The sequence below is a fragment of the Halorubrum yunnanense genome, from assembly GCF_026586675.1.
Taxonomy (GTDB): domain Archaea; phylum Halobacteriota; class Halobacteria; order Halobacteriales; family Haloferacaceae; genus Halorubrum; species Halorubrum yunnanense.
This window is the reverse complement of sequence record NZ_JAODIX010000045.1, coordinates 1-14,427: the sequence shown is the minus strand read 5'-3', so window position 1 is coordinate 14,427 and position 14,427 is coordinate 1. Positions and strand designations below refer to the sequence as shown.

Below are 14,427 nucleotides of genomic sequence, written 5' to 3'. Positions count from 1 at the left end.
CGGACGAGAAGCGCTCAAACACGCTGTCAAAGCTACTCTCTGAAATCAACAATGTGCTACACAAGAGCGAAAAAGAAAATTTCATCAAAAAGTAATTTTTCAGAACTATTAATGGTATGTGAATCGTCAACGTTGTATGGGAAGTACAGAGCCCGCCCACGGGTCACACGACCGGCTCCTCACCCTCTCGGCCGACCTTAACCGGGCCGAGACGGTGGAAAGCGCTGTCTCCGCCGCGATCGAACTCGCGGAGGCGACGTTCGATGGGCCGACGGTACGGGTCTGTGAGTGGGACGGGGACGCCGATTCGGCCGTCGTCGGGTCGTCGGACCCGGATCCGGGCGGGGCGACGAGCGCCCTGAGAGGTGTTCCGGACCCGGTCCTCGGACGGCTCCGCGGGCGCGACGGGCCCCTCCGGACCGACGAGCCCCCCGAGGCGACGGTCGTGACCGACTCCGAGGACCCGCTTCGGGCCGAGGGCTTCGTCCCGGTCGGTCGCGACCGCGTGCTGCGTATCGGCGTCATGGACCCGGACGGGTTCGACGAGGCGGCGGTGAGCGCAGCCGAGGCGATCGCGGCGAACCTCGAAACGGCGCTGGCGCGGATAGAGCGGCGAAGGCCCGACGGGGGGCGAGGCGACGGGTCGACCGAGGCAGGTGGGTCGGTCGAGGCCGACGCGACTGCGCTGCGTCGCTTGAACGAACTCACGGTCGGCGCCGGGGAGTTCGACGAGGCGATCGAGCGACTGCTCTCGCTCGGGTGTGACTACCTCGGCCTTGAGACGGGGATCCTCTCGCACGTCGACGGCGACGACTACGAGATCGAGGCCGTGGTCGACGCGACCGAGACTCACGAGGCGGGCGGAGTGTACGACATCGGCGAGACGATGTGCGAGGCGACGCTCGCCGGCGACGCGGCGGAACCGCTGGCCTTCGCCGACGTCTCGGACACCGACTACCGCGATCACCCGGCGGCCGAGGACGTACGGGCGTACGTCGCGGCCCCCGTCGTCGTCGACGGAGAGACGTACGGCACGGTCAACTTCTCGATGGGAACCCCACGCGCGGAGCCGTTCCGTCCCGAGGAGGTGACGTTCGTTAACCTCGTCACGCGGTGGATCGGCACCGAGATCGAACGGCGTCACCGGTTCGAGGAGCTGGAGCGATACGAGACGGTCCTCGAGGCCGTCGGTGACCCGGTGTACGCGCTGGACGCCGACGGGCGGTTCACGTACGTCAACGAGGCCGCGAGGCGGGAGTTCGGATACGGAACGGAGACGATCGGCAAGCGGCCGACGATCGGGATGGACGAGGCGGACGTCGCGCAGGTCCGGGAACAGATCGAGCGGTTGATGGCCACCGGCGAGCGGTCCGCGACCGCGGAGTTCGAACTCGAGACGGCCGACGGCGGTCGGAAGATCGTCGAGAACCGGCTCGCGCTCATCGGCGACGGCGAGTTCCGCGGCAGCGCCGGCGTCCTCCGTGACGTCACGGCGCGGAAGAAGCGGCGGCGACAGTTGGAGTCGTTCCGGCGAGCCGTCGAGGAAGCGAAGGACGGCATCGCGATCCTCGACGGCGACGAGTACTCGTTCGTCGACCAGTCGCACGTGGACATGTACGGCTTCGAGAGCAGGGAGAAACTGCTCGGGAGCACGTGGCGCGACCTCTACGCCGACGAGGAGGTCGAGCGGTTAGAGCGGGAGGCCTTCCCGGCGCTCGAATCGGAAGGGTACTGGCGCGGCATGGTCACCGGCACGCGGCCGGACGGGTCGACGTTCCCGGCCGAACTCTCTCTGACCATCGTCGAGGACGGTCGACTCGTCTGTGCCGTTCGAGACGAGACCGAACGCAGAGCGCGCGAGCGGGAGCTCGAACTGAAAGAGCGGGCGATGGACGAGGCCACGGTCGGGATCCAGATCAGCGACCCGGCTCAGGCGGACAATCCGCTGGTCTACGTCAACGACGGGTTCGAGCGGCTGACCGGGTACACGCGAGAGGAGGCGCTCGGGCGCAACCCGCGGTTCCTCTGGGGTGCGGACACCGACCCCGAACAGGTGGAGCGACTGCGAGAGGCTATCCGGTCGGAGGCCCCGGTGTCGCTCGAGAACAAGAACTACCGGAAAGACGGGACGCCGTACTGGTCTCGGCTCTCTATCACGCCGGTGACGGACGAGAGCGGAACCGTGCAGAACTACATCGGCATCCAACAGGACGTCACCGAGCGCAAGGAGCGGGAGCGGCGGCAGGAGGCGACGGTGGCGGTGTTCGAGCGGATATACGAGGTGACGACCGACCCGAACCTCACCTTCCGGGAGAAGGTCGAAGCCCTCCTCGCGGCCGGGAACGAGTATCTCGACCTCCCCCACGGCTACCTGACGCGGATCGAGACGGACGACGGGGGCGCGTCGGGGACACAGCGGGTCGTGTATGCACAGGGCGACCACGAGCGGCTCCGGGCGGGCGAGTCGTCCCCGCTCTCGCGGTCGTACTGTCGGCGGACGGTCGGGGGCGACGAGGTGGTGGCGATTCAGTCTGCCGTCGAAGCCGGCTGGGAGGACGATCCCGCGTACGAGGCGCTCGGGTTGGAGGCGTACATCTCGGGTGCCGTCGGGGCCGCCGGAGAGACGTACGGGACGCTGTGTTTCGCCTCGACGGAACCGCGTGCGACGGGGTTCACCGAGACCGAAAAGACGTTCGTCAGTCTCCTGCGACGCTGGGTCGGCTACGAGATAGACCGCAGGGACGCTCAGGACGAACTCCGCCGGCAACGGGAGCGGCTCGAGATGACGCTCTCGGGGACGAACACCGGGATCGCCGAGTGGGACCTGAAGACGGACGAGGTGACGTGGAGCGAGACGCTCGTTGACCTGTTCGACACGGAGGGGAACCTCGAGGAGGCGGTCCACCCGGACGACTGGGACCGAGTTCGAGAGAGCCGAACGCGGATGGTCGAAACGGGGGACCCGTGGGTCGGCGCCTTTCGGTTGGTCGGCGACGACGGCGAGGCCCGCTGGGCGAGGATCCGAGCCGTCCCGACGTACGACGACGACGGAACCGCCGACCGGGTGCTCGCGACCTTGACCGACGTCACCGACCAGAAGGAGGAAGAGCGCGAGCGCCGGCGGAACGAGCGCCGGTTCCAGTCGCTGTTTGAGGACCCGGGGATGCTCGTGGCGATGCTGGACGTCGACGGAACGCTCTTGCAGGCCAACGAGAATGCGCTGGCGTACATCGAGGAGACGGCCGACGAAGTCATCGGTGAGCCCTTCTGGGAGGCCTCGTGGTGGAGCCATTCGGCGGAGCTCCAGGACGACGTCGAAGAGTGGATTCGCCGTGCGGCCGACGGCGAGTACGTGGAGTACGAGTCGTCGATCCCCGGTCCCGACGGCGACACCTGGCACGTCACGGGGGTGGTTCGCCCCGTGTCGGGCGACTCCGGGTCGGTCGAGTCGCTGGTCGTCTCCGCCCGGGACGTGACCAAGCGACACCGCCAACAGCGCGAACTGTTCGAGGAACGCGAGCGGTTCCGCCTGCTGACCGAGAGCGTCGACGACTACGCCTTCCTCATCATCGGTGAAGAGGGAGACATCCAGACGTGGAACGAGAGCGCCGAACAGATGTTCGGATACGACGCCGAGGCGGCAATCGGGATGTCAACGGATCGGCTCCACCCGGAGTCGGACCGCAAATCGGGGGTCGCCGACCGGTTGATCAAGCAGGCGCGCATCACCGGCGAAAGCGCGCACGAGGGTCGGCGCGTCCGCGCCGACGGGTCGACCTTCTACGCGGACGTCCGGTACGCACCGCTCGAATCGGAAGACGGGACGTTTCGTGGATACGCGAAGATCGTTCGCGACATGACCGAGCGACGACGGCAGGAGCGTCGGACCGAGCGGTTCGTCGAGGAGTCCGACGACGTCGTGACCGTCCTCGACACCGACGGGACGGTCACCTACGCCAGCGGATCGACCGAACGGGTACTCGGGTACGACGTCGACGACCTCCGCGGGGAAATTCTCTTCGATTACCTCCACCCGGACGGCCGGGAGCGCGCGATGAGAGCGTTCTTCGACTGTGTCGACGGTTCGAACGGCACCCTGTCCGAATCCCGACTCAAGTGTCCCGACGGCGAGTGGATCAACGTCGAAGGCCACTTCCGGAATATGCTCGACAACGACGCCATCGACGGCATTCTCGTCTACCTCCGGGACGTGACCGAGAGCAAGGAGCGGGCCCGACGGTTCGAGAGCATCTTCAACCAGACGTTCCAGTTCACCGGCCTGCTCGAACCGGACGGGACGGTGATCGAGGTCAACGACGCCACACTTGCGTTCGGCGGGGCCGAGCGCGACGCGGTCGTCGGGGAGCCGCTGTCTGCGGCCCCGTGGTGGCAACACTCCAAGGAGGCCAGTCACGAGGTCCGCGACGCCGTCGACCGAGCGGCCGGCGGCGAGTTCGTCCGGTACGAGACGGAGGCCAACGGCGCCGACGGCCTCTCGACGGTCGACTTCTCCGTGAAACCCGTGACCGACGACGACGGCGACGTCTCGTTGCTCGTCGCCGAGGGTCGGGACGTCACGGACAAACGGCGACAGCGGCAGCACACGGAGGTGATGCAGCGCGTGATGCGTCACAACATGCGGAACGACCTGACGAAGGTCCGCGGCTGGGCGGAGATGATGGCCGAGGAGTCGGACCCGGAGAAACGCGGCGAGCAGTTCGAGACCATCGAGCGAGTCATCGACAAGTGGGCGTCGATGACGGAGAAGATAAAGGCGATACGCCGGGTCACCCAGTCACAGCAGGGGAAGCAGGCCACGACGGCGTGCGAGCCGCTGATCGAGGCCGCCGCGGACGAGGTTCGCGAGGAGTACCCCGACGCGACCGTCGCGACCACGGCGTTGCGCGAGGAGCCCGTAGCGGTGCCCGAGGCGCTTCACGACGCGGTCCGCGAGCTGGTCGAAAACGGCGTCAAGGCGTCTGAGAACGCCACCGTGGCGGTCGACGTCGACGGTACGGAGGCCGGCTGGGTCGAGGTCTGCGTGAGCGACGACGGGCCCGGGATGCCGGACATGGAGGTCGGCGTGCTCGAAACCGGGGAGGAGTCGCCGCTCGAGCACGGCGAGGGGCTCGGCCTGTGGCTGGTCCGGACCGTCGTCACGCAAGCCGGCGGGGAGGTCGCGGTCGAGTCGAGCGACGACGGAACGGAGGTGTGTCTACGGCTGCCGACCGCCCGAGACGGCGACGCGGAGTGACCGGTCGCGCCGGCGAGACGGCGGCGTCGCCGGCCACAAACCCGATACCCGTGGCCGTCGACACCTCCCGTATGACCGCGATGTTCGCCGATCTCTTCGACCGAGCCGCCGAGTACGACACGGACATCGAGGCGGTGAGCGCGGCGCTGACCGATCGTCGGTCGGCGTCCGAGGACGACTCCGAGAGCCACGCCGGCACCGAGACCGCCGACCTCCCGCCCGTCGACTGCGATTCGAGCCCCGACCGCGTCGTGGCCGACGCCGACGCCCTCGCGGCCGACCTCCTCGTCGGCGGGCCCGCCCGAGAGGCGCTCGACGCGCTGCGCTCGCACGCGTGGACGGCCCTCGTCGCCAGCGACCCGCTCCTCGACGACGCGGAGGCAGTGATCGCCTCGCTCGCGGCCGACGGGTTGGCGGCCGACTGGCGCGAGACGGTCGAGACGTGGCGCGAGCCGGCGGCACAGCCCGCTGGCGACCACCCGGCGCTGGCGTCGGCGTACCGCGGCGCCGCGATGCAGATCGTGAGCCTCGATCCGTCCCTCACCGGGCCGGGGACCGCGGCCGGGCTCCGAGACCGGATGGCGGTGAGCGTCCGCGAGCCGCGGGCGTTCGCGACCGTGTTCTCCCCGGCGCGGCTGTATCCGGAGGCCGTCGGCGGCGAGTATCCGGGTCCCGACCGCGACCCGCGCTCGATGGACCCCGTCGGCGAGGACCACCATTGATAAGCGCGCGCCGGCCCGACCGACGGTAATGACCGATCCGGACGCGACCGCGGAGGGGCTCGCCGAGGGCGACGCCCCCGAACTGCCGGCCGACCTCGACGCGGTCCGCGAGGCGCTCGTGGAGTGGTACGAGGCCGACCACCGCGACTTCCCGTGGCGCCGGACCGAGGAGCCGTACGAGGTCCTCGTCAGCGAGGTGATGAGCCAGCAGACGCAGCTCGACCGGGTGGTCCCCGCGTGGGCGGACTTCCTCGACGAGTGGCCGACGACGGCCGACCTGGCCGCCGCCGACCGCGGCGACGTGGTCGCGTTCTGGTCGGCCCACTCGCTCGGCTACAACAACCGCGCGAAGTACCTTCACGAGGCGGCCGAGCAGATCGAGGGCGACTACGGCGGCGAGTTCCCAGAATCGCCCGACGAACTGGAGGAGCTGATGGGCGTCGGGCCGTACACCGCCAACGCGGTGGCGTCGTTCGCCTTCAACAACGGCGACGCCGTCGTCGACACCAACGTGAAACGGGTGCTCCACCGCGCGTTCGCGGTCCCGGACGACGATTCGGCGTTCGAGCGGGTCGCCTCCCGCGTGATGCCGGCGGGCGAGTCCCGCGTCTGGAACAACGCGGTGATGGAGCTCGGCGGCGTCGCCTGCGGGACGACCCCGCGCTGCGACGAGGCGGGCTGCCCGTGGCGCGGGCGGTGTCACGCGTACGAGACAGGCGATTTTACCGCGCCCGACGTCCCCGAGCAGCCGAGCTTCGAGGGGAGCCGCCGGCAGTTCCGGGGGCGCGTCGTCCGAGCGCTCGGCGAGTACGACGAGCTGGCGCTCGACGAGCTCGGTCCCCGGATCCGGGTCGACTACGCGCCGGACGGCGAGTACGGGCGAGAGTGGCTCCGCGGGCTCGTCGACGACCTCGCCGACGACGGACTGGTCGCGGTCGACGAGGGAGCCGACGGGCCGGTGGTTCGCCTCGCGGACTGAGCCGACGCGGCGTCGGCTCAACTGTCTGGTAAATACCGGCCACGTGTGAACCGTCACCCGTTTATCACCGGGGCCGGAAGGGGGAACCATGAGCGAGACCGTCGATTCCGACCTCTACGCGCGGACGAAGGCCCTGCTGGAGCCGGGCGACATCGAACTCCTGGGCTGTATCGTCCACACGACGCTCGGCGGGCAGGAGGACCTGGAGATGCACGAGCTCACGGTCGCCATCAACGACGTCATCGCCGACCACGCCGGCAAGGGCGAGGCGTACATCGAGGCCGGCAACGACGACACGAGCTTCTCCTCGAACCAGTTCCAGGGGCTCACCCTCGACGGCGAGGAGTTCGTCTGGGAGTGTCAGCAGCTCCTCCGCGACGGGACCTTCGACCTCGTGTTCTACTACGAGGCCGACGTCGACCAGACGGCGCTGGCCGAGGACCTCGCCGCGCTCGACGGCGTCGACCGCGTGACTCAGGTCCCCTGACCCGGGGACGCGATCTTGTGAACTACCCTGACCTACCGCGCTCGGGGCTACTCGCCCCTCGCTTGTTGAGGACAGGGTTTCCTGTTTCTGCGTCGGAATTTATACCCGACGTGGGCACAGGGATTCCAGACTCCGCAGGCGACTTCCCTTCACGGGTGGTTCGGAGTGTCCCACTCCTACCGGATGGACACTCAGCCACAACCGAGGGTGCGCGCTTCTTGTCGCGCTTGAACACCACCGGAAGCGTGGTGAGCATCGTACTACCGATATCGACCGCAGGGGTAGTAACGCTATGCCGTGTAGTGAAAGTAAAACGATGACGGCGCTGTATCCCCGCCCTACTCGCTCACTTCGTTCGCTCCTTGAGGACGGGGGCTTAGCGCCTATAGTCAGCTAAAACCGTGAGCGAGACGGTCCTCATCCCCGGCGGCCGCGACGTGCGAGCGAGTCTCGATACCGCCGCGAGCGACAGCGGTGGCGACGCCGCCGGCGATAGCTCCCGAGCCGACGCGGTCGTCGTCGCCTGCCCGCCGCACCCGCAGCGGCGCGGCCACCGCGGCGACGAGCGCTTGCGGGCCGCGAGCGACGCGCTGACCGAGCGGGGCATCGACTGCCTCCGGTTCGACTACGGCGACTGGGACGAGGGGTACGGCGAGAGCACGGACGCCGACAACGCGGTCGGGTGGGCGGTCGAGCGCTACGAGCGCGCTGGGCTGTTCGGCTTCTCGTTCGGGGCGACGGTCGCGCTCGTGACGGCCGCCTCGCGTCCCGGGCTCGCCGGCGTCTGCGCGCTCGCGCCCACCGCGCGGCTGAACCCCGACGTCGACGCGGTCGCAGCGCTCGACGGGCTCGTCGATATCGGGGTCCCGATACGGCTCCTGTACGCGACCCGCGACTCGACGGCCGACTGGGAGCCCGTGGCGGAGCGGGCCGAGGAGCTGGGAATCGAGGCCGAGGCGTTCGAGTCGGACCACTTCTTCGTCGGGCGAGCCGGGGACGTGGGGGAACGCGTGGCGGCGTTTTTCGAACCGCGGCCGGGTGACGATTTATAAGCGGACGGCGGTGCGGTGGGGCGCCTCCGAGCGGTGGGGCGCCTCCGAGCGGTGGCCCACGGCGATCGCGAGGGGCCCGGGCGCGATCGCGCAGCTGATAGGCGGTCGCGGCGCCGACGATTCCCCCTCCGGTAACGAGTATCGGGTTCATCCCCGACCCGACGCTCGGAGGCTTATAAATATCTCTCACGGCGGCCGTGTTCCGCCGATCCGCACTCTCCCCGCTCTCCGTCCCGGTCTCGCGACGCCGGCTTGCTGCTCACGCAGCCGCCGACTACGCGTCGCTCCGCGAACTAAATGAAACCGATATAGGTGTCTAAAAACAGTTTTGTAGCTGTATCTGTTTACATCGACCAATGGATCGGCGGCGCTACGTGCAGTTGGTCGGTGCCGGCGGGGCCCTCTCGCTTTCGGGCTGCGTCGGGAGCGCGTCGACCTCGGCCGGACCCGAACCCGAGGCCGAGGCGAGCGGGGAGACGCTCACGCTCGCGACGGCGACGACGACCCGAGACAGCGGGCTCCTCGGGGCGCTGATCCCTGGGTTCGAACGGACGTTCGGCGCGACGGTGGACGCCGTCGCCCGCGGCACCGGCGCGGCGCTCCGGATCGCCCGGAACGGCGACTGCGACCTGGTTCTCGCCCACGCCCGGCCGCTGGAGGACGCCTTCCTCCGAGAGGGGCACGGCGTTAACCGCCGCGCCGTCATGGTGAACGACTTCCTCCTAGTCGGTCCCTCGAACGACCCGGCCGGGGTCGCGGGCACGGGTCCGGTCGAGGCGGTCACGGCGATCGCCGAGGCCGAGGCCCCGTTCCTGTCCCGGGGCGACCGTTCGGGGACCCACCTCCGAGAGCGTCTGCTGTGGCGCGAGGCGGGGATCGAGCCCGCCGGTCCCTGGTACAGCGAGTCCGGACAGGGGATGGGGAACACGCTGACGGTGGCCGCGCAGTCCGGCTCGTACACCCTCACCGACCGCGGAACCTTCCTCAACGTCGACGCCGACGGGCTGGCGCCCCACGTCGCGCGGGGCGTCGACGACCCGCCGCCGCTGCTCCGGAACGAGTACGCCGCCATCCCGGTCAACCCCGCCCGGCACGACGCGGCGTACCCGCTGGCGATGGCCTTCCTCGGCTACCTCACCGGGCCCGGACAGGCCCGGATCGACGAGTTCCGCGTGTCGGACCGGCGGGCGTTCCGACCGCTCGGTCGATCGCGGGAGCCGCGGTTCGACCAGTACGTGCCGCTCGACTGGTCCGACGCGGACGCGTCCTGACACCGCCTCTCGGGCCGACGGTGGCCCGAGCGCCCCCGCCCGACGGTTCCGCGAGCCACACGCCCAAGTGACCCCTCGCCCGAACCCGAGACGTGTACCGACGAGACCTCAGAGACACCGACTGCGACGGCCTGCTCGCCGACATGGCCGTCGCGGACCGCGTCGTGCAGGCCGCTGTCGGCCCGGACGGCCGGATCGCCTACGCGAAGAGCCGCGAGCTGACCACCGACCTCTGGCTGGCGGCCGACGGCGATGACGTCAGACTTACCGCCGAGGGGGTGTCCGCCATGCGCTACGGCCGCACCGACGCTCGGTGGCTCGACTGGAGCCCCGACGGCGACCGGATCGCCTTCGTCACCGCCGACACCGAGCTGGCCACGGTCGACGCCGACACCGGCGCGGTTGAGGTGCTTACGGAGCTGTCGGGCGGCATCTCGGGCCTCGCGTGGGGCGAGCCCGGTATCGCGGTCGTCACGGACGGCTTCTCCCGGGCGAGCCTCGCGGTCGTCTCCCCCGACGGCGACCGCGTTGAGGCGGTCGCCAACGACGAGTTCCTCTACGCCGACCCGCACTGGCAGGGGGAGGGCGTCGTCGCGACCCGGTCGCGACACGCCGACCTGTTCGACTACGAGGCCGCGCTCGTCCGCGTCCCCCTCGACCCCGCCGGGGACGTCACGGAGCTGTTCGCGGAGCCGGGCGTCCGGGCGGCCTGCCCGCGTCCGCGTCCCGGCGACGACGGGGCGGTCGCGTTCGTCCACGACGGGAGCGGGTACGACGCGGTGTACGGGGTCGCGGGCGACGCCGACGGCGACGCGCCCACCGCGCTTTACGGCGTCCCGGAGACGGAAATCGCGGCGCCCGAGTGGAACGACGCGGGCGACCGCCTCGCCGTCACCGCCACGAGGGACGGCCGCACCGGTGTCCACGCGGTCGGCGTCGACGGCGCGCTCGCGGACGGAGAGCCCGGTCCGGACGCCGGTCCCGGCGCGGGCGCCGACCCCGAGTCGGCCGCCGACGTCACGGCGCTCGCCTCCGGCGACGCGATCCACGGCGCGCCGCGGTGGGGCGGCGGCCGGGTGCTCTCGGTGCGAGAGACGCCGACCGAGCCGCCGACCGTCGTCGACGCGGCGAGCGGGGAGCGGCGCACGTCCTCGTCGACCGCGGGACTGGCGGCGCGGCTCCCCGCGCCCGAGGCGTTCGGGTACGACTCCGACGGAACGGAAATCCACGCGGTGGTCTACCCGCCGGAGTCGGACCCCGAGGCGGGCTCTGGAGTCGAGTCGGGCTCCGTCCCCCTGCTCGTGAAGCCGCACGGGGGCCCCACCGCCTTCGACGGCTTCGGCTTCGACCACCGGGCGGCCTACTTCGCGGCGCTCGGCTACGCGGTCGTCCGTCCGAACTACCGCGGCTCCGACGGGTTCGGTCGGGCGTTCCGGATGGCGAACGACGGCGACTGGGGCGGCGGCGACCTCGACGACGTGATCCGGGCCGCGGACGCGACGGCGGCGCGGTACGACGCGGTCGACGGCGACCGCGTGGGGATCTACGGCGGCTCCGGCGGCGGGCTGATGACCGTGAACGCGTTGGGCAACAGCGACCGGTTCCGCGCCGGCGCCGCCTTCTACGGCGTGTACGACTACGAGTCGTTCGTCGACGACACCGACGACGTCGGGTGGCAGCTCCTCAAGCGGGAGCTCGGCGACTTCGTGTCCGACCTCGACGCCTACCGCGAGGCGAGCCCGATCCGGTCCGTTCCCGAGATCGACGACCCGCTCGTGGTGCTCCACGGCGAGGAAGACGCTCGCGTCCCGATCAGCCAGTCGGAGCAGCTCGTCGCGGAGCTGGAGACTCACGGCGTCCGCCACGAGCTCCGCCGGTACGAGGGCGAGCCGCACGGCTTCGGGGAGTTAGAGCACGTCCTCGACGCGTACACGCGTGTCGCGGACCTGTTCGCGAAGTACCTGCGGGAACTCCCCGACGGCGGGAGCAGTCGGCCGTACGAACCGCCGGAATAGGTCGGCGGGCGGCCGTTCCGGGTCCCTTTATCAGTCCGCCGCGGGCGGCGTCCCGAGGTACTCCTCGTTGATCTCGTACTCGCCCTCGTCGTTCTCGACGAGGTACTCGCCGTAGTAGGGGACGCGGTTGGCGACGACCGCCTCGAACGTCTCCGCGATCTCCTCCCGGCTCATCTCGCCCATCGACCGGAGGTCGTCGTTGCGGTTGAGACAGCCCTTCAGGTACCCCTCGTGGGTGACGCGGACGCGGCCGCAGTTCGCGCAGAACTCCTCGTTCTCGACGGGGTCGACGATCTCCACCATGCCGCCGCCCTCGCCGTCGGCGTCTTCGCCGACGAAGTAGCGCTTCCGGTCGTGCATCTCGCGGTGCTCAACGCGGTCGGCCTCCTCGGCGAGCCAGTCGTGGACGCGCCCGATGTCGATGTTCCACTCGGGCTTCCCGGTGAGCTCCGGCATGTACTCAATGAGCTGGAGCTGGAGGCCCTCGTTGTCGGCGACGTGGTCGACCATCTCCTCGACGTAGCCCGCGGTGTGCGTGAACACGACCATGTTGAGCTTCACCGGGTCGAGTCCGGCGTCGACGGCGGCTCTGACGCCCTCGAGTACCTTCTCGTAGGCGCCGGACTTGGTCACCTCCGCGAAGTCGTCGGGGTCGAGCGCGTCCTGCGAGACGTTCACGCGGTCGAGCCCAGCCGCCTTCAGGTCCTCGGCGCGCCCGGGGAGGAACGTCCCGTTCGTCGTCATCGACACCTCCATCGAGTCGGGCGTGCGCTCGATGATCTCCTCGAGGTCCTGTCGGAGCATCGGCTCGCCGCCCGTGAACTTCACCGAGTCGACGCCGTACCCCTCTGCGACCTCCAGGAAGCGGACCACGTCGTCGGCGCTCATCTCCTCGTCGCTCGGCTCCATCGGTCCCCGCGTGTCGCCCAACCCCTCGTTGTGACAGTAGATGCAGTCGAAGTTACACCGGTCGGTGAGCGAGATCCGAACCCCCGTCACCTCCCGTCCGAAATCGTCCCCGAGTGGGCCGGTCATATCCGAACGGAGCGACTGCTATCGCTTAAATATCAGGGTTTATCACGGCTTCAGGTAACTGTCGGCGGTTACGTTCCCGCGGAAAATACCGGAGATCGAGACCGGATCCGGACCGAATCCGGACCGGATCCGGTTCGAATCTCAACCAGATATGGATCATAGCCCGCTCAGAGATCGACGCGGAGCCCGTCGCTCGCGACCTCGACCTCGCCGTCGAACCCCGCCTTTCGGACGCTCCGGGCCATCTCGCGCTCCCGGCCCCCGGTGTGCGGGTAGAGGTGCGACAGGAGGAGCGTGTCGACGTCGACGCTCGCCAGCGACGCCCCCAGCTCCGTGGGGTTCGGGTGGTTCGAGACGTCGGTGCCGTCCGGGAACGAGCAGTCGTGGACGAGGGCGTCGCTCCCGTCGGCGAACGACGCCATCCCCGCGAACGCCTCCGTGTCGCCGGAGAGCGTGAGGGGGCCGTCCGCGGGGTCCGCCTCCGAGCTCGGCGGCGAGAAGCGGTAGGCCAGCCCCGCCATCGAGTGCCGGGTCTCGCGGGCGGCGACGTCGAAGCCGGCCGCCGAGAAGAGGCGCGCCGCGGACACCTCTCGGACCGCCAGGTCGACCCGCCCGTCCAGGTAGTCGTGGACATCGAGGAGGCCGTCGACGAGCGACTTCGTCCCGGTCGGCCCGACCACTTCGAGGTGCGCTTCGCCCGCGAGCCACCGGGCCTTCAGGAGGGGGAGGAGCGCCGAGACGTGGTCGAGGTGGTGATGCGTCAAGAGGACGGTCGACACCCCCTCGTAGCCGGTCTCGGTGCCGGCGAGCCGCTGGAGGACGCCGCTGCCGCAGTCGACGAGGAGCGACCGGTCGCCGTCGTCGAGGAGGTACCCCGCTTGCACGCGCTCGGGGACGGGCATCGCGCTGCCTGAGCCGAGGACGGTGAGCTCCATGGCGGTCACTTGATGAGGAACACCGGGACCGTCGCGTCGTCGGCGACGCGGTCGGAGACGCTGCCGAGCGACTGGATCCGCTCCCGCGGCGACTTCCCCTCCGGGCTCATCACGACGACGTCGATCCCCTGCTCGTCGGCGTACGAGACGATCTCCGTGTCGGGCGTCCCGCGGACGACGCTCGTCTCGACGTCGAGCCCCGCCTCCTCGGCGCGGTCAGCGACCGCGGCGACCGCCGTCTCCCCCTGCGTCTCCAAGTCCTCGACTATCTCGTCGTGGAGGTCGCCGGAGTTCGCGGTCGCGATCCGCCGGTCGACCACGTACAGCGCGTGGACGGTCGCGTCGTGGTCGCTCGCCAGCCGCAGGGCGTGATCGAGCGCGCGGTCGACCGCCTCGCTCCCGTCCGTCGGCACCAGGATCTCGTCGTACATACCTCAGGGTTCGACGGGCGGGACATTAACGGTGGGGCCTCGCGCCCGCCGGTCGAAAACCCGGTCGGGCGAACCGACGGGCGGGGCCGACGGGGATCCGTCGAACCCTCTGTCGACGTCACAGCCACATCGGCGTGAGCGACAGCGACTACCACTTATAAAAGAACGGCTGCGGTGGCGCGTGCCTCCGAGCGGCCGGTAGGCCGCGAGGAGCACGCGCGAGGGAGTCGCGGGGGGGGGGGGGGG

The 14,427-nt window shown here is 69.9% G+C and carries 10 protein-coding genes; 7 read left to right on the top strand and 3 right to left on the bottom strand.

Going from position 1 to position 14,427, the window contains the following annotated elements; translation table 11 throughout:
* Nucleotides 1-136 precede the first annotated feature (136 nt).
* The 7 genes from N5096_RS11315 to N5096_RS11285 all read left to right on the top strand — a co-directional run bounded on the left by N5096_RS11315 (nt 137) and on the right by N5096_RS11285 (nt 11,780).
* Nucleotides 137-5,254, top strand: a complete 5,118-nt coding sequence (locus N5096_RS11315) for a PAS domain S-box protein (RefSeq protein ID WP_267664798.1) — start codon at nt 137-139, stop codon at nt 5,252-5,254.
* A 71-nt stretch (nt 5,255-5,325) separates the two neighbouring features.
* The gene (locus N5096_RS11310) at nt 5,326-5,976 is read left to right on the top strand and encodes a DUF7384 family protein (RefSeq protein ID WP_267664796.1); all 651 of its coding nucleotides are present in this window, start codon (nt 5,326-5,328) and stop codon (nt 5,974-5,976) included.
* A 28-nt stretch (nt 5,977-6,004) separates the two neighbouring features.
* A complete protein-coding gene (locus N5096_RS11305) occupies nt 6,005-6,955 on the top strand; it encodes an HhH-GPD family protein (RefSeq protein WP_267664794.1) in 951 nt (316 codons plus the stop codon).
* Between the two features lie 88 nt (nt 6,956-7,043).
* Complete coding sequence (locus N5096_RS11300) at nt 7,044-7,442, top strand: DUF5778 family protein (protein ID WP_267664792.1); 399 nt, start codon at nt 7,044-7,046, stop codon at nt 7,440-7,442.
* A gap of 401 nt (nt 7,443-7,843) precedes the next feature.
* The gene (locus N5096_RS11295; protein WP_267664790.1) at nt 7,844-8,494 is read left to right on the top strand and encodes an alpha/beta hydrolase; all 651 of its coding nucleotides are present in this window, start codon (nt 7,844-7,846) and stop codon (nt 8,492-8,494) included.
* Nucleotides 8,495-8,850: 356 nt separating this feature from the next.
* Nucleotides 8,851-9,765 (top strand): ABC transporter substrate-binding protein, encoded by a 915-nt coding sequence (locus N5096_RS11290; protein WP_267664788.1) that lies wholly within the window; start codon nt 8,851-8,853, stop codon nt 9,763-9,765.
* Between the two features lie 92 nt (nt 9,766-9,857).
* Entirely contained in the window at nt 9,858-11,780 is a 1,923-nt protein-coding gene (locus N5096_RS11285; RefSeq protein ID WP_267664787.1) for a S9 family peptidase, read from the top strand.
* 30 nt (nt 11,781-11,810) lie between these two features.
* On the opposite strand, the gene moaA is transcribed toward N5096_RS11285, so the two are convergent.
* From moaA to N5096_RS11270, 3 genes are all read right to left on the bottom strand, one after another.
* Nucleotides 11,811-12,815 (bottom strand): GTP 3',8-cyclase MoaA, encoded by a 1,005-nt coding sequence (gene moaA / locus N5096_RS11280; protein WP_267664785.1) that lies wholly within the window; start codon nt 12,813-12,815, stop codon nt 11,811-11,813.
* Nucleotides 12,816-12,982: 167 nt separating this feature from the next.
* Nucleotides 12,983-13,750, bottom strand: a complete 768-nt coding sequence (locus tag N5096_RS11275) for an MBL fold metallo-hydrolase (protein WP_267664800.1) — start codon at nt 13,748-13,750, stop codon at nt 12,983-12,985.
* A 5-nt stretch (nt 13,751-13,755) separates the two neighbouring features.
* Nucleotides 13,756-14,181 (bottom strand): universal stress protein, encoded by a 426-nt coding sequence (locus tag N5096_RS11270; RefSeq protein ID WP_267664784.1) that lies wholly within the window; start codon nt 14,179-14,181, stop codon nt 13,756-13,758.
* Nucleotides 14,182-14,427 lie beyond the last annotated feature (246 nt).

Excerpts from the sequence above, each read along its gene's own strand:
- N5096_RS11270 (WP_267664784.1), bottom strand. The coding sequence starts at position 14,181 with ATGTACGACGAGATCCTGGTGCCGACGGACGGGAGCGAGGCGGTCGAC.
- moaA (WP_267664785.1), bottom strand. The coding sequence starts at position 12,815 with ATGACCGGCCCACTCGGGGACGATTTCGGACGGGAGGTGACGGGGGTT.
- N5096_RS11305 (WP_267664794.1), top strand. The coding sequence starts at position 6,005 with ATGACCGATCCGGACGCGACCGCGGAGGGGCTCGCCGAGGGCGACGCC.
- N5096_RS11300 (WP_267664792.1), top strand. The coding sequence starts at position 7,044 with ATGAGCGAGACCGTCGATTCCGACCTCTACGCGCGGACGAAGGCCCTG.
- N5096_RS11275 (WP_267664800.1), bottom strand. The coding sequence starts at position 13,750 with ATGGAGCTCACCGTCCTCGGCTCAGGCAGCGCGATGCCCGTCCCCGAG.
- N5096_RS11315 (WP_267664798.1), top strand. The coding sequence starts at position 137 with ATGGGAAGTACAGAGCCCGCCCACGGGTCACACGACCGGCTCCTCACC.
- N5096_RS11290 (WP_267664788.1), top strand. The coding sequence starts at position 8,851 with ATGGATCGGCGGCGCTACGTGCAGTTGGTCGGTGCCGGCGGGGCCCTC.
- N5096_RS11310 (WP_267664796.1), top strand. The coding sequence starts at position 5,326 with ATGACCGCGATGTTCGCCGATCTCTTCGACCGAGCCGCCGAGTACGAC.